At 61.2% G+C, this 22,741-nt stretch carries 17 protein-coding genes and 2 tRNA genes; 12 read left to right on the forward strand and 7 right to left on the reverse strand.

What is annotated here, in order from left to right; genetic code table 11:
• Positions 1-7: 7 nt before the first annotated feature.
• The 4 genes from C1X29_RS04905 to C1X29_RS04920 form a co-directional block, all read right to left on the reverse strand.
• Positions 8-1,573 (reverse strand): iron ABC transporter permease, encoded by a 1,566-nt coding sequence (locus C1X29_RS04905; protein WP_102716969.1) that lies wholly within the window; start codon positions 1,571-1,573, stop codon positions 8-10.
• Positions 1,573-2,583 carry an extracellular solute-binding protein gene (locus tag C1X29_RS04910; RefSeq protein WP_085746511.1) on the reverse strand — a complete coding sequence of 337 codons (1,011 nt, stop codon included), beginning with the start codon at positions 2,581-2,583 and terminating at the stop codon, positions 1,573-1,575. The genes C1X29_RS04905 and C1X29_RS04910 overlap by 1 nt, the downstream gene beginning before the upstream one ends.
• Before the next feature lie 192 nt (positions 2,584-2,775).
• Positions 2,776-2,862, reverse strand: a tRNA-Leu gene (locus C1X29_RS04915).
• 182 nt (positions 2,863-3,044) lie between these two features.
• Positions 3,045-3,131: transfer RNA gene (locus tag C1X29_RS04920), tRNA-Leu, on the reverse strand.
• A gap of 225 nt (positions 3,132-3,356) precedes the next feature.
• Between C1X29_RS04920 and rnr the strand changes: the two genes are divergently transcribed.
• The 11 genes from rnr to C1X29_RS04975 all read left to right on the forward strand — a co-directional run bounded on the left by rnr (position 3,357) and on the right by C1X29_RS04975 (position 20,169).
• Positions 3,357-5,987 (forward strand): ribonuclease R, encoded by a 2,631-nt coding sequence (rnr, locus tag C1X29_RS04925; protein WP_102716970.1) that lies wholly within the window; start codon positions 3,357-3,359, stop codon positions 5,985-5,987.
• Positions 5,984-6,751, forward strand: coding sequence for a 23S rRNA (guanosine(2251)-2'-O)-methyltransferase RlmB (gene rlmB / locus C1X29_RS04930; RefSeq protein ID WP_007950704.1), 768 nt, complete (start codon positions 5,984-5,986; stop codon positions 6,749-6,751). The genes rnr and rlmB overlap by 4 nt, the downstream gene beginning before the upstream one ends.
• 307 nt (positions 6,752-7,058) lie before the next feature.
• The gene (gene rpsF, locus C1X29_RS04935; RefSeq protein WP_007950702.1) at positions 7,059-7,487 is read left to right on the forward strand and encodes a 30S ribosomal protein S6; all 429 of its coding nucleotides are present in this window, start codon (positions 7,059-7,061) and stop codon (positions 7,485-7,487) included.
• A 28-nt stretch (positions 7,488-7,515) separates the two neighbouring features.
• On the forward strand, positions 7,516-7,746 hold the full coding sequence (gene rpsR, locus C1X29_RS04940; RefSeq protein WP_002551829.1) for a 30S ribosomal protein S18: 231 nt from the start codon (positions 7,516-7,518) through the stop codon (positions 7,744-7,746).
• A 36-nt stretch (positions 7,747-7,782) separates the two neighbouring features.
• The gene (locus tag C1X29_RS04945) at positions 7,783-8,673 is read left to right on the forward strand and encodes a hypothetical protein (RefSeq protein WP_102716971.1); all 891 of its coding nucleotides are present in this window, start codon (positions 7,783-7,785) and stop codon (positions 8,671-8,673) included.
• 19 nt (positions 8,674-8,692) lie between these two features.
• Positions 8,693-9,139, forward strand: coding sequence for a 50S ribosomal protein L9 (gene rplI, locus C1X29_RS04950; protein WP_003186385.1), 447 nt, complete (start codon positions 8,693-8,695; stop codon positions 9,137-9,139).
• 120 nt (positions 9,140-9,259) lie between these two features.
• Positions 9,260-10,657 (forward strand): replicative DNA helicase, encoded by a 1,398-nt coding sequence (gene dnaB, locus C1X29_RS04955; protein ID WP_011332193.1) that lies wholly within the window; start codon positions 9,260-9,262, stop codon positions 10,655-10,657.
• 112 nt (positions 10,658-10,769) lie between these two features.
• Complete coding sequence (locus C1X29_RS04960) at positions 10,770-13,073, forward strand: YgiQ family radical SAM protein (RefSeq protein WP_102716972.1); 2,304 nt, start codon at positions 10,770-10,772, stop codon at positions 13,071-13,073.
• Positions 13,074-13,413: 340 nt separating this feature from the next.
• Positions 13,414-16,689: a DUF2126 domain-containing protein gene (locus C1X29_RS04965; protein ID WP_085746513.1), complete on the forward strand. Its 3,276-nt coding sequence runs from the start codon at positions 13,414-13,416 to the stop codon at positions 16,687-16,689.
• Positions 16,690-16,792: 103 nt separating this feature from the next.
• Positions 16,793-19,279, forward strand: coding sequence for a circularly permuted type 2 ATP-grasp protein (locus C1X29_RS04970; protein WP_102686777.1), 2,487 nt, complete (start codon positions 16,793-16,795; stop codon positions 19,277-19,279).
• A complete protein-coding gene (locus C1X29_RS04975) occupies positions 19,279-20,169 on the forward strand; it encodes a transglutaminase family protein (RefSeq protein WP_102686776.1) in 891 nt (296 codons plus the stop codon). The genes C1X29_RS04970 and C1X29_RS04975 overlap by 1 nt, the downstream gene beginning before the upstream one ends.
• Positions 20,170-20,233: 64 nt before the next feature.
• Here C1X29_RS04975 and C1X29_RS04980 read toward each other — a convergent pair whose 3' ends face one another.
• Entirely contained in the window at positions 20,234-20,413 is a 180-nt protein-coding gene (locus C1X29_RS04980; RefSeq protein ID WP_007950694.1) for a hypothetical protein, read from the reverse strand.
• Between the two features lie 68 nt (positions 20,414-20,481).
• Positions 20,482-21,069 (reverse strand): TIGR00730 family Rossman fold protein, encoded by a 588-nt coding sequence (locus C1X29_RS04985; RefSeq protein ID WP_085746516.1) that lies wholly within the window; start codon positions 21,067-21,069, stop codon positions 20,482-20,484.
• A gap of 341 nt (positions 21,070-21,410) precedes the next feature.
• On the opposite strand from C1X29_RS04985, the gene azu reads away from it, so the two are divergent.
• A complete protein-coding gene (gene azu / locus C1X29_RS04990) occupies positions 21,411-21,857 on the forward strand; it encodes an azurin (protein ID WP_007950684.1) in 447 nt (148 codons plus the stop codon).
• Positions 21,858-21,913: 56 nt separating this feature from the next.
• Here azu and nadE read toward each other — a convergent pair whose 3' ends face one another.
• Positions 21,914-22,741 (reverse strand): ammonia-dependent NAD(+) synthetase, encoded by an 828-nt coding sequence (gene nadE / locus C1X29_RS04995; RefSeq protein ID WP_007950678.1) that lies wholly within the window; start codon positions 22,739-22,741, stop codon positions 21,914-21,916.

Raw genomic sequence — 22,741 nt, forward strand, 5'->3', positions numbered from 1 at the left:
GATTTTTTTATCGGCTCAAATACATCCGGGTCGTCAGCAGGTACACCGGCAATCCCGACACCACAATCAACAACGCCGCATAAGGCGCCGCTGCTGCGAACTCGACATTCGCGGTGTGCGCCCAGACTTCGGTCGCTAATGTGTTGAGCCCCGTCGGACTCAACAGCAGTGTCGCCGTCAGTTCTTTCATGGCATCCAGAAACACCAGAGCGAACGCCGCACCCAGTGCCGGGAAGATGATCGGCAGGGTCACTCGACAGAACGCCGTGAATGAAGAAGCGCCCAGAGTGCGGGCGGCTTCTTCGAGCTGCGGAGCCGCCTTGTTCAACGCCGTGCGGATCGGCGCCTGAGCGAGCGGCAGAAACAGCAGCGCATAAGCGATCAGCAACAGCGCGGAGGTCTGGTACAGCGCCGGCACGTAATGCAGGGCGAAATACACCAGCGTCAGGGCGATCACCAATCCCGGCAGGGCGTGCAGCAGATAGGGCAGGCGCTCGGCCCAGATCGCCAGCTGACCTTTATAGCGCACCACCAGCAGTCCGACCGGTACCGCCAGCACCAGACACAATCCCGCGCCACCCAGCGATAGTGCCAGTGACGACAGCAATGCTTCGGTGATTGCTGCCACCGGGAAGGCTGCTGACGACCCCACGGCGAGCCAGTAGGCCAGCATGCCCAGCGGAATCCCGCTGCCGACAATTGCCAGCATCAGGCAGTACAGCTGGCCGGCGATCGACCAAGGCCCGAGTCGCACTTGTTCAGCCCGACGCGCCGCACCTTGGCCGGTGCGCACGTGACGGCCCTTGCCGCGAACGCGCAGCTCCAGCCACAACAGCATCAAGCACAGCGCCAGCAATACCGCTGACAGCATCGCCGCATTGGCATTGCTGAATTCCAGTTCGAACTGCTGGTAGATCGCGGTGGTGAAGGTTTGCAGGCCAATGATCGACAGTGCGCCGAATTCCACCAGCATGTGCAATGCAATCAGCAGCGATCCCGCCAGCAGCGAAGGCCAGAGCAGCGGCAGGGTGACGCGGAAAAACACGCCCCAGCGATTCTGTCCCAGTGTGCGAGCCGACTCTTCAAGGGATGGATCAAGATTGCGCAGCGTGGCGGCCACCGGCAGAAAGATCAGCGGGTACTTCGACAGGCTCATCACAAGAATCGCCCCGCCGAGTCCTTCGAACTGCGCGCTGAGCGAAACCCAGGTGAAGCTGCTGACAAATGCCGGCACCGCGAACGGCAGGCAAAGAATCACGCCCCACAGCCGTCGGCCCGGCAGATTGCTGCGCTCCAGCAACCACGCCAGTGACAGGCCGATCACGCCACAGGTCACGGTTACGCCAACCATCAGCGCCAGCGTGTTGCGCAGCAGGCTGAACACATACGGGCGCCACAGCAAGTGCAGCGCCTCGGACCAGCCTGCTTGCCAGGCTTTGAGCCCGACGTAGGCCAGCGGCAACAGGCTCATGACCACCAGCAACAACACCGGCAGCACCAGCCAGATCGACGGCCGCTTGCGCCGTGGCACGTAACCCCCGCGTGTAGCGGGGGCGGATAACGATGCGGTCATCAGTTCAGGCCAACTTCGCGTTCCAGCTCCAAAGCTTCTTCGGCATTACCGAGATCGGCCGGCGTGACGTCCGGCGCTTCCAGTTCACTGAAAGGTTTGAGGCCGCGATCCGATTCCATGCCTTTATGCAGCGGGTATTCGGCGGTGGTCTGGGTGATCACGCGCTGGCCTTCTTCGCTGGCCATGTAGGCGAGGAATTGCTGGGCTTCTTTTGGATGTTTGCTGGATTTCAGCACGGCTGCGCTGGACACGGTGATCAGGCCGCCAACGTCACCGCCGGTGAAGTAATGCAGTTTCGAATCAAGCTGGCCTTTTTCCCGTTGCAGGGCGAACCAGTAATAGTTGTTCACCAGCACGGTGGCGACTTCGCCGTTTTCCACAGCCTTGAGGGCGACCATGTTGTTGCTGTAGGTCTTGCCGAAGGCGCGCAGACCGGTCAGCCATTCCTCGGCAGCTTCACGGCCGTGTTTTTTGATAATGGCGACAGCCTGTTCCTGGAACGCGCCGCTGGTCGGTACGAACCCGACCTTGCCTTGCCACTGCGGGTCGGCGAAATCCAGTACCGATTTCGGCAGGTCCTTTTCATCGACCAGTTTCGGGTTGAAGGCCACTACACGAACCCTGGCGGTGACGCCGATCCAGGTGCCGTTACCGGCGACGTATTCTTTCGGCAGAACGGCGAGGGTCGCGTCGTCGGCCTTGGCCAGCAGGCCTTGTTCGCCGAGGTTGTTCAGCGGCGGGGATTCTTCGGTGTAGATGACGTCGGCGGGGGAGCGGTCGCCTTCTTCGATGATCTGGCTGGCCAGCTGATTGCTGCTGCCCTTGCGGACATTGACGTGAATGCCGGTCTTGGCTTCGAAGGCTTTGGCGATCGCGTCGCCGACTTCCTTGTGTTGACCGTTGTAGAGAGTCAGGGAAACCGCGTCGGCAGCCTGGGTGAGGGGAGTGGCGAGTGCCAGGCCGAGCAGGGTGAAGGTCAAGCCGCGGCGCAGGGTATTTCGAAACATCATTCGCAGGGTTCCTCACTGTCGCATTGCAAAAACTTGCAACAATGATAAACGATATTGTTTCTCAAGTGCGCCTTGCGGGGAGGGAGTTGGTCTGGTAGGCGTTGGGGCTCAGACTTTTCCAGCCCCCGGAAACGCAAAAACCCGCTTTCGCGGGTTTCTGTGATATTCAAGATCGTGACCTTGAATTTGAATTGGTGCCCAGAAGAAGACTCGAACTTCCACGACCGTAAGGTCACCAGCACCTGAAGCTGGCGTGTCTACCAATTTCACCATCTGGGCTTCATCTTCAGCGTTGCCGCTGTTGATGTGGCGCACTATACGGAGCGCCTTTTGATCTGTAAACCCCTGATTTGATTTTAATAAATCATTTTCAGAAAAAAGGCGGGGCGCAGAATGCAAAAAACCCGCTTTCGCGGGTTTTTGTGTGAGTCTTGAAACTGATCTAGTCTCAAACTCGAAATTGGTGCCCAGGAGAAGACTCGAACTTCCACGACCGTAAGGTCACCAGCACCTGAAGCTGGCGTGTCTACCAATTTCACCACCTGGGCATCTCGTCAACGTGTGTACGTCGTCGATGGCGCGCACTATACGGAGCGCCTTTTTAACTGTAAACCCCTGGCAGCAAAAAAAATGATTTTTTTTACCAGCGGTGTTCAAAACGCCCTCCAGGCGTCGATACAAGGCTCCAGACGCGTCTTATATAGTCGGAAATTTCCCGTTTGATGGCGCCTATGCCAAACTAACCCGCATATAGACAAGGTGAAAACTCTCTAATGGCCGATTGGCAGTCCCTCGATCCCGAGGCCGCTCGTGAAGCGGAAAAATATGAAAACCCTATTCCCAGCCGCGAACTGATCCTTCAGCACCTTGCTGATCGGGGTTCGCCTGCTGCCCGCGAGCAACTGGTCGAAGAGTTTGGTCTGACCACAGAAGACCAGATCGAAGCCCTGCGCCGCCGCCTGCGCGCCATGGAGCGCGACGCTCAACTGATCTACACCCGCCGTGGCACGTATGCGCCGGTGGACAAGCTCGACCTGATCCTCGGCCGCATCAGCGGTCACCGCGACGGTTTCGGCTTCCTGGTGCCGGATGACGGCTCCGACGACCTGTTCATGAGTCCGGCGCAAATGCGTCTGGTGTTCGATGGCGACCGTGCCCTGGCCCGTGTGTCCGGCCTGGACCGTCGCGGTCGTCGCGAAGGCGTGATCGTCGAAGTGGTGTCCCGTGCCCACGAGAGCATCGTCGGCCGTTACTTCGAAGAAGGCGGTATCGGCTTCGTCGTTGCGGACAACCCGAAGATCCAGCAGGAAGTGCTGGTCACCCCGGGCCGCAACGCCAACGCCCAGATCGGTCAGTTCGTCGAGGTGAAAATCACCCACTGGCCGACCCCGCGCTTCCAGCCGCAAGGTGACGTGATCGAAGTCGTCGGCAACTACATGGCGCCGGGCATGGAAATCGATGTCGCCCTGCGTACCTACGACATTCCCCACGTCTGGCCTGAAGCCGTGCTGAAGGAAGCCGGCAAGCTCAAGCCGGAAGTTGAAGAGAAAGATAAAGAGAAGCGCGTCGACCTGCGCCATCTGCCGTTCGTCACCATCGACGGCGAAGATGCCCGCGACTTCGACGACGCGGTCTACTGCGAAGCCAAACCAGGCAAACTGCGCCTGTTCTCCGGCGGCTGGAAGTTGTACGTGGCGATTGCCGACGTTTCCAGCTACGTGAAGATCGGTTCGGCTCTGGACAATGAAGCCCAGGTGCGCGGCAACTCGGTGTACTTCCCCGAGCGCGTGGTGCCGATGCTGCCGGAGCAGCTCTCCAACGGCCTGTGCTCGCTGAATCCACATGTCGATCGTCTGGCCATGGTTTGCGAGATGACCATCTCCAAGTCCGGCGAAATGACCGACTACTGCTTCTATGAAGCGGTGATCCATTCCCACGCTCGTCTGACCTACAACAAGGTCAGCGCGATGCTGGAAACGCCGAAGGCTACCGAAGGTCGCAAGCTGCGCGGTGAATACACCGACGTCTTGCCGCATCTGAAGCAGCTCTACGCGCTGTACAAGGTATTGCTGGCTGCCCGTCACGTGCGTGGCGCGATCGATTTCGAAACTCAGGAAACCCGGATCATCTTCGGTTCCGAGCGCAAGATTGCCGAAATCCGTCCGACCACCCGTAACGATGCACACAAGCTGATCGAGGAATGCATGCTGGCGGCCAACGTGGCCACCGCCGAATTCCTGAAGAAGCACGAAATCCCTGCGCTGTACCGCGTCCACGACGGCCCGCCACCGGAGCGTCTGGAAAAACTGCGCGCGTTCCTCGGTGAGCTCGGTCTGTCCCTGCACAAAGGCAAGGATGGTCCGTCGCCGAAGGATTATCAGGCCCTGTTGGCCAGCATCAAGGACCGTCCGGATTTCCACCTGATCCAGACCGTGATGCTGCGTTCCCTGAGCCAGGCGGTGTACAGCGCCCAGAACGAAGGCCACTTCGGCCTGAATTACGAAGCTTATACCCACTTCACCTCGCCGATCCGTCGTTACCCGGACCTGCTCACGCACCGGGCGATCCGCAGCGTGATCCATTCGAAACAGGATACTCCGCACGTTCGTCGTGCCGGGGCGATGACCATTCCGAAGGCGCGCATCTATCCGTACGACGAAGCAGCGCTGGAGCAACTCGGCGAGCAGTGCTCGATGAGCGAGCGCCGTGCCGATGAAGCGACCCGCGACGTAGTGAACTGGCTCAAGTGCGAGTTCATGAAAGACCGCGTGGGCGAATCGTTCCCGGGCGTGATCACCGCTGTGACCGGTTTCGGCCTGTTCGTCGAGCTGACCGATATCTACGTCGAAGGTCTGGTGCACGTTACGGCGCTGCCGGGCGACTACTACCACTTCGACCCTGTGCATCACCGCCTGGCGGGCGAGCGCACCGGTCGCAGCTTCCGTCTTGGCGATACCGTTGAAGTGCGCGTGATGCGCGTCGATCTCGACGAGCGCAAGATCGACTTCGAGATGGCTGAAAAAACCATCAGCGCGCCGATCGGCCGCAAGAAGCGTGGCGCCGAAACGACTGCTCCTGCAGCCAAGGTTGTGGAAGAAAAAGCTCCGGCAAAATCCACCAGCCGTCGTCCGGCCAAGGAAAAGGTTGCCGAGGCTTATCGCCCGAGCGACGCCGTGGCGAAAAACGCCGAGCTGCGCAAAAGCCGTGAAATGAAGAAGGCTTTGCTGGCCGACGCCAAAAACGGTGGTAAAGCGGCGTCCGGGGGAAAGACCGGACGGTCGGCGCCTGAAAAGGCCTCCGGCGGCAAGCCAGCCAAACCGAGCAAACACCGTAAAGGCCCGCCGAAAGCGGGTTCCGCTCCAGCCAAAAGTGGCGGGGCGCGTAAACCGAAGGCGAAGTCATGAGTCAGTTGGAAAAAATCTACGGCGTTCACGCGGTAGAAGCGTTGCTGCGTCACCACCCTAAACGCGTCAAGCAGATCTGGCTGGCTGAAAGCCGCAACGATCCGCGCGTGCAGACGCTGATCGAGCTGGCCAACGAAAACCGGGTTCAGATCGGTCAGGCCGAGCGCCGTGAAATGGATGCCTGGGTCGAAGGCGTGCACCAGGGCGTGGTGGCGGACGTCAGTCCGAGCCAGGTCTGGGGCGAAGCGATGCTCGACGAGCTGCTCGATCGCACCGAAGGCGCACCGCTGTTGCTGGTGCTCGACGGCGTGACCGACCCGCACAACCTTGGCGCCTGCCTGCGTTCGGCGGATGCTGCCGGTGCGCTGGCGGTCATCGTGCCAAAAGACAAGTCGGCCACCCTGACCCCTGTGGTGCGTAAAGTGGCTTGCGGCGCGGCGGAAGTGATTCCGCTGGTGGCCGTCACCAACCTTGCGCGCACCCTGGAAAAGCTTCAGCAGCGTGGGTTGTGGATTGTCGGCACGGCGGGTGAGGCCGAGGTCAGCATCTATGACCAGGACCTGACCGGCCCGACCATCCTGATCATGGGCGCAGAAGGCAAAGGCATGCGTCGCCTGACCCGCGAGCATTGCGATTACCTGGTACACCTGCCGATGGCTGGTAGCGTCAGCAGTCTCAACGTCTCGGTTGCGACCGGCGTGTGCCTGTTCGAAGCCCAGCGCCAACGCGGTGCGAAGGCCAAGGCAGCTGCCAAAAAAGCTTAAGCATCACGCCTTTCAAAATGTGGGAGCGAGCCTGCTCGCGAAGCGGAGTTACATTCAGCATCATTGTTGGATGTTAAGCCGCCATCGCGAGCTGGCTCGCTCCCACAGTGCTTTGTGGGGTGACCCGGATTGGTGACTGTTCAAATAATCACCAATTGCCTTGCACCTCTTCAGTCCCTTCTCTACAATTGCGCCCCTTGCTGTGGCGGCAGGCATGCATGTGCCCCGCGCCAGCAAGTCCATAAGTGTCATTCACTCCTTGTCTGACCGTTTTTGAGCGGCAGGCTACAACCCGTAAGGAGCATTCATGCGTCATTACGAAATCATCTTTCTGGTCCACCCTGACCAGAGCGAGCAAGTCGGCGGCATGGTTGAGCGTTACACCAAGCTGATCGAAGAAGACGGCGGCAAAATCCACCGTCTGGAAGACTGGGGCCGTCGTCAACTGGCCTACGCAATCAACAATGTTCACAAGGCTCACTACGTGATGCTGAACGTTGAGTGCACCGGCAAGGCCCTGGCCGAGCTGGAAGACAACTTCCGCTACAACGATGCTGTGATCCGTAACCTGGTCATCCGTCGCGACGAAGCCGTTACCGGCCAGTCCGAGATGCTCAAGGCTGAAGAAAACCGCAGTGAGCGCCGTGAGCGTCGCGAACGTCCTGAGCACGATGGCAGCGCCGATGGCGATGACAGCGATAGCGACAGCGACAACAGCGATAACGCTGACGAGTAATCCACGGACCTTTTAAGGAGCCTATCAAATGGCACGTTTCTTCCGTCGTCGTAAATTCTGCCGCTTCACCGCTGAAGACGTGAAGGAGATCGACTACAAAGATCTCAACACTCTGAAAGCCTACGTATCCGAGACCGGCAAAATCGTTCCAAGCCGCATCACCGGTACCAAAGCTCGTTATCAGCGTCAGCTGGCCACCGCTATCAAGCGCGCCCGCTTCCTGGCCCTGCTGGCCTACACCGACAGCCACGGCCGCTGAGACCGGGCAGTCGACAAGTAGCAAAGGATTGAATGCATGCGTGCCTTAGCTGAGTTCATCATGCGCGGCCGCATGCAGGCCACTCTCGTAGTGGCTGGATGTGCAGCATTGCCGTTGTTGTATTGGTTGGGTGCTGCCGCGGGAAGCCTGGTGCTTCTGCGGCGCGGATTGTCGGACGCCCTTGGCGTTCTGGTTCTGGGACTGCTGCCAGCGTTGATCTGGTGGCTCAAGTTCGATGACCCACGGGCACTTCTGGTGCTGCTGGGGTCTTCGGGGCTTGCGCTGGTGTTGCGCGCAAGCGAGTCCTGGGTCCGCACGCTGCTGGTCAGCGTAGCCATGGGGCTGGTGTTTTCAGTGGTGCTCGGGGCGGCGTTTGCGCCCCAGATCGAGATGCTGGCGCAGGCCTTGGTAAAGGTCATGCCCGCGCTTCTCGGTGATGCCTACCAACAATTGTCGGTAGACGAGCAGGCGCGTTTCGCGTCGCTGATCGCACCGGTCCTGACCGGCCTGATTGCGGCCTTGTTGCAGATCGTCAGCGTGCTGAGCCTGATTGTCGGGCGTTACTGGCAGGCGTTGTTGTACAACCCGGGTGGTTTTGGTCGCGAGTTTCGCGCCATCCGGATCCCGCTGGGACCGGCGATGTTACTGCTGGCGTTGATGCTTCTGGGCCCGAATCTCGGTGCACAGATGGCCATCTTGACGCCGTTGTGCAGTGTACCGCTGGTGTTCGCCGGGCTGGCCCTGATTCACGGGCTGGTGGCGCAAAGGCGACTGGCCGGTTTCTGGCTGGTGGGGTTGTACGTGACGCTGTTGCTGTTCATGCAGCTGATCTATCCGTTGCTCGTGGTTCTGGCCATTGTCGACAGCCTGATTGATTTTCGCGGTCGGGTGTCGAAAGACACCGATAACGCGAACGGTGAAGGTTAAAAGTTAAGAGGATTTCCACATGCAACTGATCCTTCTGGAAAAAATCGCCAACCTGGGCAACCTGGGCGACAAAGTAAACGTTAAGGCCGGTTACGGCCGTAACTACCTGCTGCCTTTCGGCAAAGCCACCGCTGCGACCGCTGCCAACCTGGCTGCGTTCGAAGAGCGTCGCGCTGAGCTGGAAAAAGCCGCCGCAGACCGTAAAGCATCGGCTGAAAGCCGTGCTGCCCAACTGGCCGAGCTGGAAGTGACCATCACTGCCACCGCTGGCGACGAAGGCAAGCTGTTCGGTTCGATCGGTACTCACGACATCGCTGACGCACTGACCGCCTCCGGCGTTGAAGTTGCGAAAAGCGAAGTTCGTCTGCCGAACGGCACCATCCGCAACGTGGGTGAATTCGACGTGGCTGTGCACCTGCACGCCGAAGTTGAAGCCACCGTACGCGTTGTCGTGGTAGCAGCTTAAGCAACACCCTGATCGACTGGCGGCTTGTCCGTCAGACGGTTAACATCGGGCACGATCCTGTTTACAGGTCGTGCCCTTTGTCTTTTTGCACTCCCTGCTTTTCCTGATTAAAAAGTGGCCATGAACGAAATCTCCGCTCCCGAGCAATACGATCTGCAAACCGCCGCGCTGAAGGTGCCGCCGCATTCCATCGAGGCCGAACAGGCCGTGCTCGGTGGTCTGATGCTGGACAACAACGCCTGGGAACGTGTGCTCGATCAAGTCTCCGACGGCGATTTCTACCGACATGACCACCGTCTGATTTTCCGGGCGATCGCCAAACTGGCCGATCAGAACCTGCCGATCGACGTCGTGACCCTTGCCGAGCAACTGGACAAGGAAGGTCAGACCTCGCAGGTCGGCGGCCTCGGTTACCTTGGCGAGCTGGCGAAAAACACGCCGTCCGTCGCCAACATCAAGGCCTATGCGCAGATCGTCCGCCAGCGTGCGACGTTGCGTCAGCTGATCGGTATCAGCACCGAAATTGCCGACAGCGCCTTCAATCCCGAAGGCCGCACCGCCGAGGAAATCCTCGACGAAGCCGAGCGGCAGATCTTCGCGATTGCCGAGGCCCGGCCAAAAACCGGCGGTCCGGTGGGCGTGAATGACCTGTTGACCAAGGCCATCGACCGCATCGACACCCTGTTCAACACCGCCGACTCGATCACCGGCCTGTCCACCGGCTACACCGACCTCGACGAGAAGACCAGCGGCCTGCAACCGGCCGACTTGATCATCGTCGCCGGCCGTCCGTCGATGGGTAAGACCACCTTCGCGATGAACCTGGTGGAAAACGCCGTACTGCGCAGCGACAAGGTGGTGCTGGTGTACTCCCTCGAGATGCCAGGTGAATCGCTGATCATGCGTATGCTGTCGTCCCTCGGTCGTATCGACCAGACCAAGGTGCGTTCCGGCCAGCTGGAAGACGACGACTGGCCGCGCCTGACCTCGGCGGTCAACCTGCTCAACGACCGCAAGCTGTTCATCGATGACACCGCCGGCATCAGCCCGTCGGAGATGCGTGCCCGGACCCGGCGTCTGGTGCGCGAGCACGGCGACATCGGCCTGATCATGATCGACTACCTGCAGCTGATGCAGATCCCCGGCTCCAGCGGTGACAACCGGACCAACGAGATTTCCGAGATCTCCCGATCCCTGAAAGCCCTGGCCAAGGAATTCAACTGCCCGGTAGTCGCCCTGTCGCAGCTCAACCGTTCCCTGGAACAACGTCCCAACAAGCGTCCGGTGAACTCCGACTTGCGGGAATCCGGAGCGATCGAGCAGGACGCCGACGTGATCATGTTCGTGTACCGGGACGAGGTGTATCACCCGGAGACCGAGCACAAGGGCATCGCCGAAATCATCATCGGCAAGCAGCGGAACGGCCCGATCGGCTTCATCCGCCTGGCCTTCATTGGCAAGTACACCCGCTTCGAAAACCTCGCGCCGGGCAGCTATAACTTCGACGACGACGAGTAAATCTGTCGTCGTCTGAAAGCCCCTGATATTTCCGACCACAGCCGTCGGAATTGGTCATTTTTTGTGCTATATTCCGCGCCCGCGATTTTGCACCTCAACACCGGTCATCGACATGCAAGCAGCCAAGCCGTTATTTGACTATCCAAAATACTGGGCCGAATGTTTCGGGCCGGCGCCATTCCTGCCGATGAGCAGGGAGGAGATGGATCAGCTTGGCTGGGATTCCTGCGACATCATCATTGTTACGGGAGATGCCTACGTCGATCACCCGTCGTTCGGCATGGCGATCATCGGCCGGCTGCTGGAGTCGCAAGGCTTCCGCGTCGGGATCATCGCGCAGCCTAACTGGCAGTCCAAAGACGACTTCATGAAGCTCGGCGAGCCGAACCTGTTCTTCGGCGTCGCGGCCGGCAACATGGACTCGATGATCAACCGCTACACCGCGGACAAGAAAATCCGTTCCGACGACGCCTACACCCCGGGTGGCATGGCCGGCAAACGTCCGGACCGCGCGAGTCTGGTTTACAGCCAGCGCTGCAAGGAAGCCTACAAGCACGTGCCGATCGTGCTCGGCGGCATCGAAGCCTCCCTGCGCCGCATCGCCCACTACGACTACTGGCAGGATCGTGTGCGCAATTCGATTCTGATCGATGCCAGCGCCGACATCCTGCTGTACGGCAACGCCGAGCGCGCGATTGTCGAAGTTGCCCAGCGTCTGTCCTACGGTCACAAGATTGAAGACATCACCGATGTGCGCGGCACCGCGTTCATCCGTCGCGACACGCCGGCGGGCTGGTACGAAGTCGACTCCACGCGCATCGACCGTCCGGGCAAGATCGACAAGATCATCAACCCGTACGTCAATACCCAGGATACTCAGGCCTGCGCGATCGAGCAGGAGAAGGGTCCGGTTGAAGATCCGGAAGAAGCCAAGGTCGTACAGATCCTGGCAAGTCCCAAGATGACCCGCGACAAGACCGTGATCCGCCTGCCGTCGATGGAAAAGGTGCGTAACGATCCGGTCCTGTACGCCCACGCCAACCGCGTGCTGCACCTGGAAACCAACCCGGGCAACGCCCGTGCGCTGGTGCAGAAGCATGGCGAGATCGACGTCTGGTTCAACCCGCCGCCGATTCCGATGACCACCGAAGAAATGGACTACGTGTTCGGCATGCCTTACGCACGTGTTCCGCACCCTGCGTACGGCAAGGAAAAGATCCCGGCCTACGACATGATCCGTTTCTCGGTAAACATCATGCGTGGCTGCTTCGGTGGCTGCACTTTCTGCTCGATCACCGAGCACGAAGGCCGGATCATCCAGAACCGCTCCGAAGAGTCGATCATTCGCGAAATCGAAGAGATCCGCGACAAGGTGCCGGGATTCACCGGCGTCATTTCCGACCTCGGCGGCCCGACCGCGAACATGTACCGCATCGCCTGCAAGAGCCCGGAAATCGAATCCGCGTGCCGCAAGCCGTCCTGCGTGTTCCCGGGCATCTGCCCGAACCTGAACACCGACCACTCGTCGCTGATTCAGCTGTACCGCAGCGCCCGTGCCTTGCCGGGTGTGAAGAAGATTTTGATCGCCTCCGGCCTGCGTTACGACCTCGCGGTCGAGTCGCCGGAGTACGTCAAGGAGCTGGTGACCCACCACGTCGGCGGTTACCTGAAGATCGCCCCGGAACACACCGAGGAAGGTCCGCTCAACCAGATGATGAAACCGGGGATCGGCACGTACGATCGCTTCAAGCGCATGTTCGAGAAGTACACCAAGGAAGCCGGGAAAGAGCAGTACCTGATTCCGTACTTCATTGCCGCGCACCCGGGCACCACCGACGAAGACATGATGAACCTGGCCCTGTGGCTCAAGGGCAACGGTTTCCGTGCCGACCAGGTGCAGGCGTTCTACCCGTCGCCGATGGCCACCGCCACCGCGATGTACCACTCGGGCAAGAACCCGCTGCGCAAGGTCACCTACAAGAGCGACGGCGTGACCATCGTCAAGAGCGAGGAGCAGCGTCGTCTGCACAAAGCGTTCCTGCGTTATCACGACCCGAAAGGCTGGCCGATGCTGCGTGAAGCGCTGACCCGCATGGGCCGCGCCGACCTGATCGGGCCGGGCAAGCACCAGTTGATCCCGCTGCATCAGCCGGCCACCGACAGCTACCAGAGTGCCCGTCGCAAGAACTCGACGCCGGCCGGCAGCCACAAGGTCGCGAAAGAGAAGACCACCAAGATCCTCACCCAGCACACCGGTCTGCCTCCACGCGCCAGCGACGGCGGCAATCCTTGGGACAAGCGTGAACAGGCCAAGGCCGTGGCATTCGCCCGCAACCAGCAGGCCGCCAAGGAGCGCAAGGAAGCCGCTAAAGGCAAAGGGCCGAAACCGGCACGCAAGCCGGTCGTACCGCGCTAACGAGAACGCCAACCTTTGGGTTGGCGTTTTGCATTTAGGAGCTCAATGATCGTTCCCACGTCGAACCGTCTGCGTGGGAATGCCTCCAGGGACGCTCCGCGTCCAGTGACGCAGAGCGTCACGGGCTGCATTCCCACGCAGGAGCGTGGGAACGATCACGGGAGAGGGTCAGGGGAAGGGGCTCCTCGCAACATTTGCGTGCAACTGTGCCAAACCATTTCAACGCATCGCCCGATTTTGGTGCTGTACTGCCCTAAGCATTCCGGGAAAGCGCCCAAGCCTCTGCATGGCATAAGTCTTGCGCGCTTTCGAATACGCTTGGGCTCGCAGGAGGCACGCCGTGTCGATTCATGTCGCATTGCATCACGTCACGCATTACCGCTACGACCGCGCTGTCGAACTCGGCCCGCAGATCGTGCGTCTGCGCCCGGCTGCCCACAGCCGCACGCGGATTCTGTCTTATTCACTGAAAGTCTCGCCCGAGCAGCACTTCATCAACTGGCAGCAGGACCCCCAGGGCAACTACCTCGCACGGTTGGTGTTCCCCGAGAAAACCGCCGAACTGCGGATCGAGGTCGATCTGCTGGCCGAAATGGCGGTGTTCAACCCGTTCGACTTCTTCCTCGAGCCCTACGCGGAGAAAATCCCCTTCGCCTACGCCGCCGATGAACGCAAGGAGCTGGCGCCGTACCTCGAAACCCTGCCGCTGACGCCGAAATTCAAGGCCTATCTGGACGCCATCGACCGCACGCCGCTGCCGGCCGTGGATTTCCTGGTGGCGCTCAACCAGCGTTTGAGCGAAGACATCAATTACCTGATCCGCATGGAGCCGGGCGTACAGACCCCGGAACACACCCTCGAACACGCCTCCGGTTCCTGCCGTGATTCGGCGTGGCTGCTGGTGCAACTGCTGCGCAATCTCGGGCTGGCGGCGCGTTTTGTCTCCGGTTACCTGATTCAACTGACCGCCGACGTGAAAAGCCTCGACGGGCCGTCCGGCACCGAAGTGGACTTCACCGACCTGCACGCGTGGTGCGAAGTGTATCTGCCCGGCGCCGGCTGGATCGGCCTTGATGCGACTTCCGGACTGTTCGCCGGTGAAGGGCATATCCCGCTGGCCTGCAGTCCCGATCCGTCCTCGGCCGCGCCGATCAGTGGGCTGGTGGAGCCTTGCGAATGCGAGTTCAGCCACGAAATGTCCGTGGAGCGGATCTGGGAAGCGCCGCGGGTCACCAAGCCCTACACCGATGAGCAATGGCTGGCGATCCAGACGCTGGGCCGGCAGATCGATGCCGATCTGCTGGAAGGCGATGTGCGCCTGACCATGGGCGGCGAACCGACCTTCGTATCCATCGACGACCCCGACGGCGCCGAATGGAACACCGCTGCGCTTGGGCCGGACAAACGCCGGCTCTCCGCCGAACTGTTCCAGCGCCTGCGCAAGCATTACGCGCCCAAAGGGCTGGTGCATTTCGGCCAGGGCAAGTGGTATCCCGGCGAGCAACTGCCGCGCTGGTCGCTGAATTGCTACTGGCGCCGCGACGGTGTGCCGATCTGGCACAACAACGCGTTGATTGCCGATGAGCAGCAGGATTACGGCGCTGATGGCGCACTGGCCGGGCGCTTTCTGGCGAGCGTCGCCGAACGCCTGAAACTGCCGACACGCTTCGTCTTCCCGGCCTACGAAGACAATTTCTATTACCTCTGGCGCGAGGGCGCCTTGCCGAGCAACGTCAGCGCCGAAGACTCGCGCCTGGAGGAGCCGCTGGAACGTGCGCGACTGCGCAAGGTGTTCAGTCAGGGGTTGGACAAGATCATCGGCCAGGTGCTGCCGCTGGCGCGCACCGCCAAGGGCGATCAATGGCAGAGTGGGCGCTGGTATCTGCGCGATGAGCATTGCCGGTTGGTGCCGGGAGATTCGCCGCTCGGCTATCGCCTGCCATTGGGTTCGCAACCTTGGGTGAAGGCGGCAGAGTATCCGTTCATTCATCCGAACGATCCGAATCAGGACTTCCCCGGGCTGCCCGAAACATCGCAGCTCAACGATCACCGTGAGCCCGCTCCGGCGGACGAGCGTGTGCCGAAGATCGACGAGTCCGCCGACTGGCTGACCCGCACCGCGTTCTGCGCGGAGGCCCGGGAAGGCCGGTTGTATCTGTTCATGCCGCCGCTGGAACGGGTCGAGGATTATCTGGAGCTGGTGGCCGCCATTGAAGCCACCGCCGAGGAGCTGCATTGTCCGGTATTGCTGGAAGGCTACGAGCCGCCGAGCGATCCGCGCCTGAGCAATTTTCGCATCACCCCGGATCCCGGCGTGATCGAGGTTAACGTGCAGCCGTCGGCGACCTGGGACGAGTTGGTCGAACGCACCGAGTTTCTGTACGAAGAAGCGCGCCAGACCCGACTGTCCACCGAGAAATTCATGGTTGACGGGCGACATACCGGAACCGGCGGCGGCAACCATTTCGTCCTCGGCGGCGCGACACCGGGTGACTCACCGTTTCTGCGCCGCCCGGACCTGCTGCGTAGCCTGATCAGCTACTGGCACAACCATCCATCGCTGTCCTACCTGTTTTCCGGCCTGTTCATCGGCCCGACCTCTCAGGCGCCGCGGATCGACGAAGCGCGCAACGATGCGCTGTATGAACTGGAAATCGCTTTCGCGCAAATGCCGGCGCCGGGAGAAGACTGCCCGCCGTGGTTGGTCGACCGTTTGCTGCGCAATCTGCTGATCGACGTTACCGGCAACACCCATCGCGCCGAGTTCTGCATCGACAAGCTGTATTCACCGGATGGCTCCACCGGGCGCCTCGGGTTGCTGGAGTTGCGTGGTTTCGAGATGCCACCCCATGCGCGCATGAGCCTGGCGCAGCAGCTGTTGTTGCGAGCGCTGGTGGCGCGGTTCTGGCGCGAGCCCTATGCGCCGCCGAAACTGGCGCGCTGGGGTACGGAGCTGCACGACCGCTTCATGCTGCCGCACTTCATCGAGCAGGACTTCGCCGACGTCATCGTCGAGCTCAACAATGCCGGTTACCCCCTGCGTGCGGAATGGTTCGCGGCGCACCTTGAGTTCCGTTTTCCCAAGGTCGGCGATTACGCCGTCAACGGTATCGAGCTGGAATTGCGTCAGGCCCTTGAACCCTGGCACGTGCTGGGCGAGGAGGGCGCGGCGGGCGGTACGGTGCGCTACGTCGACTCATCGCTGGAGCGCTTGCAGGTCAAACTCACGGGGCTGCCGCCGCAGCGTTATCTGCTGACCTGCAATGGAATACCGGTGCCGCTGCAATCGACCGGCCGGGTGGGCGAGTTTGTCGCCGGTGTGCGTTTCCGCGCGTGGCAACCGGCCAATTGCCTGCAACCGACGATCCCGGTGCATGCGCCGCTGGTGTTCGACTTGCTCGATACCTGGATGCAGCGCTCGCTGGGCGGTTGCCAGTACCACGTCGCGCATCCGGGCGGGCGCAATTACGAAACGCTGCCGGTCAACGCCAACGAGGCGGAGAGCCGGCGCATGGCGCGTTTCTTCCGCATCGGACATACGCCGGGGAAACTTCCTATACCGAACCTGACAACCTCCGACGAACTACCGATGACACTCGATTTACGACGCTTCTAAATCGGCTGTTTTATTTAGGAGCGTGACGCCCGGATTTTTCGTATATCCGGGCGTCATGTGCCTGCGTTAGTCTGACCGTTCCTTGCCGGCTGCCGAGCTTTCCATGCCTGACCTGCTTGACCGCTACCCGCTGACGGCGGGCACCTATCACGAACTGCTCGACGACAGCGGGGCGGTGCGCCCGCACTGGCGGCGACTGGTCGACCAATTGCAGCGCAGCACCCCGGCGCAACTGGTGCAGCGTCAGGCGTTGCTGACCCGGCAGATTCAGGAAAACGGCGTCACCTACAACGTCTATGCCGACCCCAAGGGCGCGGATCGTCCGTGGGAACTGGATCTGCTGCCCCACGTAATCGCCGCCGACGAGTGGCAACAGCTGTCGGCCGGAATCGCCCAGCGCGCGCGGCTGCTCAATGCGGTGCTGGCGGATCTGTACGGCCCGCAGCGGCTGATCAGCGAAGGGCTGCTGCCGGCAGAACTGGTGTTCGGCCATAACAACTTCCTCTGGCCCTGTCAGGGCATTGTGCCGCCGGACGGGGCCTTTCTGCACCTGTATGCCGTCGATCTGGCGCGCACGCCGGACGGGCGCTGGTGGGTGACGGCGGATCGTACCCAGGCGCCATCCGGCGCCGGTTACGCGCTGGAAAATCGCACCATCGTGTCCCGCGCCTTTCCCGAGTTGTACCGGGATCTGAAAGTGCAGCATCTGGCCGGCTTCTTCCGCACCTTGCAGGAAACCCTGGCCCGTCAGGCCCCCTGCGACGATGACGCGCCGCTGGTGGTGTTGCTGACCCCGGGGCGTTTCAACGAAAGCTATTTCGAGCATCTCTATCTCGCCCGCCAGCTCGGTTATCCGCTGGTGGAGGGTGGAGACCTGACGGTGCGTGATGCCACGGTCTACCTGAAAACCCTCAGCGGCCTGCGCCGGGTGCACGCGATCATGCGTCGGCTCGACGATGACTTCTGCGATCCGCTGGAATTGCGCACGGATTCGGCGCTCGGCGTTCCGGGATTGCTGGAGGCGGTGCGTCAGGGCCGGGTGCTGGTGGCGAACGCGCTGGGCAGTGGCGTGCTGGAGTCGCCGGGGTTGCTGGGTTTCCTGCCGAAGATCAATCAGTACCTGTTCGGCGAAGAGCTGATTCTGCCGTCCATTGCCACGTGGTGGTGCGGCGAAGCGCCGGTGTTGGCCCAGGCCCTGGAAAAACTGCCGGAGCTGTTGATCAAACCGGCGTTTCCGTCGCAAAGTTTTGCGCCGGTATTTGGTCGGGATCTGAGCGAAAAACAGCGTGAAAGTCTCGCCGCGCGCATGCAGGCCCGGCCTTATGCTTATGTCGCGCAAGAACTCGCCCAGTTGTCCCAGGCGCCGATCTGGCAGCCCGAGGACGGGCAACTGCAACCCCGGGCAATCGGCATGCGCATGTACGCGGTGGCGAGTCACGACGGTTATCGGGTGCTGCCCGGTGGCCTGACCCGGGTCGCGGCAGAAGCCGATGCCGAAGTGGTGTCGATGCAGCGCGGTGGCGCGAGCAAGGACACCTGGGTGCTGGGGGATCGACCGCCCAGCGGTGAACAGTGGAAAGCCCAGCGCAACATCGGTGTGCCCGATCTGGTGCGACGCGATCCGTATCTGCCGTCGCGGGTGGTGGAAAACCTGTTCTGGTTCGGCCGTTACTGCGAGCGTTGCGACGACAGCGCGCGGCTGCTGCGGATCATGCTCGCGCGTTACGTCGACGGCGATGACCCGCAAGCCCTGCAGGCTGCGGTGGATCTGGGCGAGCGACTGATGCTGCTGCCGGACGAAGGTGAACTGCCGGAGCGCTTGCTCGCGGCGCTGCTCGGCGAGGACTGGTCGTTCAGTTTGCGTTCCAACCTGCAACGCTTGCAGTGGGCGGCATCGCAAGTGCGTGGCAAGCTCTCGCGGGAAAACTGGCAGGCGCTGGTGGAGCTGCAGCGTGAGGCTTCAGAGCTGGACACTGACGAGCCGGATTTCGGCGAACTGCTGGATTTTCTCAACCGGTTGGTGATGTCGCTGGCGGCGCTGTCCGGGTTTGCCCTTGACGACATGACTCGCGACGAAGGCTGGCGCTTCCTGATGATCGGCCGGCGGATTGAGCGCCTGCAATTTCTCAGCAGCAGCCTCGCGGGTTTCTTGCGCGGCGCTGGCGCGTTCGATCAGGCCGGGCTTGAGTGGTTGCTGGAGCTGGGTAACAGCAGCATCACCTATCGCTCGCGTTATCTGGCGGTGGCGCAGTTGATTCCGGTGCTCGACCTGTTGCTGCTGGATGAGCAGAACCCCCATGCGGTGCTGTTCCAGTTGACGCTGGTGACTCGCACCTTGAAGCGGCTGAATGATGACTTCGGTGTGCCGAGGGAGGCGGGGTTGCCGCCGCTGGTCGAGCGTCTGGCGCGCTTCGACCTGAGCTGTCTGGAGAATCCGCTGTTCGGCGAATCCAGCGTGCGCGCGGCCCTCGACGGTCTGGCGGACCTGCTGCAGGAAATCGCCGACGCCAGCAGTCAGGTGTCGGATCGACTGGCCCTGCGCCATTTCGCCCATGTCGATGATGTCAGCCAGCGCACGGTGTCCGTCTGATGAGTGCCCATTACCAGATCCTTCACGACACCTGCTATCGCTACGACAGCCCGGTGTCCCTGGCCCAGCAACTGGCGCATCTGTGGCCGCGCGAATGCGAGTGGCAGCGCTGCAGCGAGCAGCAATTGCTGATCAGTCCGGAGCCGACCGCCCGCCGTGACGAGCAGGATGTGTTCGGCAATCCGCTGACTCGCCTCGCCTTCGAGCGACCCCACGATGAATTGCAGGTCAACGCACGGCTGACGGTGGAAGTGCTGGCGCGACCCGTGGTGGATTTCCAGCAGTCACCGGCCTGGGAACTGACGCGCAACGCGCTGACCTACAGCAGTCAACCGCTGTCCGCCTCGTTGCTGGAAGCCTGTCGCTATCGATTCCAGTCGCCCTACGTGCATCTGAAGCGCAGTTTCGTCGAGTTCTCGGAGAGCTGTTTCCCGACCGGCAGACCGTTGATGCTGGGCGTGCAGGCCCTGATGCAGAAGATCTTCAGCGAATTCACCTTCGATGCCGAAGCGACACAGGTCGCGACGCCGCTGGTGGAAGTGCTGGAGCGCCGGCGCGGGGTCTGTCAGGACTTCGCGCACCTGATGCTCGCCTGTGTGCGCTCACGCGGGTTGGCGGCGCGTTACGTCAGCGGCTACCTGCTGACCCAGCCGCCACCGGGGCAGCCACGGTTGATCGGCGCCGATGCGTCCCATGCCTGGGTTTCGGTGTTTTGCCCGGTGCTGGGCTGGGTGGACTTCGATCCGACAAACAATGTGCAGCCGGCACTGGAGCACATCACCCTGGCCTGGGGCCGGGATTTCTCCGATGTCTCGCCGTTGCGTGGGGTGATTCTGGGGGGAGGGAGCCATGATCCGGAGGTGCGGGTCACGGTGATGCCACTGGAGTAAGTGCGATCCATCGTGGGAGCCAGTCAGCTCCCACAATGGAGGGTGTTCAATTTCGCGATTCAGCTCAGGCGTCGGGTGCCTGGTCTTTCGGTGCCTCAACATCATCATCGGTCGCCACTTCACCGTCAGGGTTCAGTGCCGCTTCTTCAGCCATCTGTTTCTTGCGCTGAAGCTTTTCCTCTTTCTTCTGTTCCTTGGCCAGGTCACGTTGACGTTTGGCGAAGGAGTAATTGGGTTTGGCCATGGGCGATCCTCTGGGGTCGAAGGTGAGGTTGAGCGGCGCGTATTCTGCCCTGTATCGGTGCCCGGCGGTTAACCGGGTTTCTGGTCGACCCATTTTGGCGTGACGGTGGGCTTCCAGTTATCGAGGGCTTCGAGCAGCGTTTGCGGCGATTCGCTCACTTGCAGCATGTCACGGTGCGGCGCGCGAACGAAGCCTTCGCCGACGATGTGATCGAGAAATGCAGTGAGTTTGCTGTAGAAACCGTTCACTTCCAGCAGGCCCAGCGGCTTGCCGTGGTAGCCGAGCTGGCCCCAGGTCCAGACTTCGAACAACTCTTCCAGGGTGCCGAGGCCACCGGGCAGGGCGATGAACGCATCGCTGAGTTCGGCCATCCGCGCCTTGCGCGCGTGCATGCCGTCGACTACTTCCAGACGGGTCAGGCTCTTGTGACCTATTTCCTTGTCCATCAGGCTTTGCGGAATGATGCCGATCACTTCGCCACCGGCCGCCAGCGCGGCGTCAGCGACAATCCCCATCAGACCGACGGCGCCACCGCCGTAGACCAGCGTCAGCTTACGTTCTGCGAGAGCTGTGCCGAGGGCAATGGCGGCTTTGGTGTACGCCGGGGTGGTGCCGGCGTTGGCACCGCAAAATACACAAACGGATGTGAGAGACATGCCTTCCTCCTGGGTCAATCGGTCACAGGGTAATGGCTGGCACGCCTTGATCCAAGGGCTAGACTTCGCGTTTCGGGGTTTCATAGGTGCCGCTTGCACCACAGGCGTAGGCGGCGAGCAGACTGCACAACAGGCTGTTGAAGGACATGACGGATGCTCCAGATGAACGTTGAGCCCTGAAGATACGGCCCGGCCAAACGTCTGGCTGTTAGATTGTTTCGATGAGTGTCATAGCCTGAAAGTTGTATACAATTTTTGACTCAAGTCATAGGAACTTGCGAAGATTTCAGGCAGTCTTCCAACCATTCGTGTTTTTGTTAACCCTGCCTTGGAGATTCACCATGTTTTCCAAAGTTGTTGCGGTATCCCTGCTGGCGCTGGCCAGCAGCCAATTGATGGCTGCCGAGTGCAAAACCACCGTTGATTCCACCGACCAGATGTCCTTCAACACCAAGGCCATCGAAATCGACAAGAGCTGCAAAACCTTCACCGTCGAGCTGACCCACTCCGGCAGCCTGCCGAAGAACGTCATGGGCCATAACCTGGTGATCAGCAAAGAAGCCGACATGCAGCCGATCGCCACCGACGGCCTGGCCGCCGGCATCGACAAGAACTACCTGAAGGACGGTGACGAGCGCGTTATCGCTCACACCAAGATCATCGGCGCCAAGGAAACCGACTCGCTGACCATCGACGTGTCCAAGCTCAAGGCTGACGAGAAGTACGGCTTCTTCTGCTCGTTTCCGGGCCACATCTCGATGATGAAAGGCACCGTGACCCTGAAATAAGCAACACAAGGTCAAAAAAAAAGCGTCCTGAAGGACGCTTTTTTTATGCCCTGGATTCAAGGCGCAAACGGCATGACCCGCTTGTGATGGGTCTTTTTGTAGGTGTTGACGATGATGTCGAACGCTTCCTGACGCACCGGCTCGCCGTGCAGGAAGGCGTCGATCTCGGCGTAGGTCACACCGTGGGACGCCTCGTCCGGCTTGCCCGGCGACAGGTCCTCCAGATCCGCCGTCGGCACTTTTTCCACCAGCGATTCCGGTGCGCCGAAGCTGCGGGCGATGGCCCGGACCTGATTTTTCACCAGACCGCTGAGCGGGGCCAGGTCGCAGGCGCCGTCGCCGAACTTGGTGAAGAAACCCATCACCGCTTCCGCCGCGTGGTCGGTGCCGATCACCAGGCCATGGGCCGCGCCGGCGATGGTGTACTGGGCGACCATGCGCATCCGCGCCTTGGTGTTGCCGAGCACGAAATCCACCGACACCGCGTGCTTGCCTTCGAAGGCTGCGACTTCGCTGGCCAGGGATTTGACTGCCGGGCCGATGTTGACGGTGTGGCGCTCGTCCGGGGCGATGAAGTCCACCGAGGCCTGGGCATCGTGTTCATCGAACTGCACGTCGTACGGCAGGCGCACGGCGATGAACTTGTAAGCCTCGTCACCGGTGCGCTCGCGCAGTTCACGCATGGCGCGCTGGGCCAAAAGGCCTGCGGTCAGCGAATCGACGCCGCCACTGATGCCCAGCACCAGGGTCTTGAGTCCGGAACTGGTCAGGCAATCCTGGATGAAGGTGATGCGTCGGGCGACTTCCGCTTCGAGGGCCTGGTAATCGGCGAACGGCGGCTGAACGTTGAGCTGTTCAGCAATCTCACGCTGTACGGCTTGCAT

It is taken from the genome of Pseudomonas sp. GW456-12-10-14-LB2, assembly GCF_002884345.1.
In the GTDB taxonomy this organism is placed as follows: Bacteria; Pseudomonadota; Gammaproteobacteria; order Pseudomonadales; family Pseudomonadaceae; genus Aquipseudomonas; species Aquipseudomonas paraglycinae.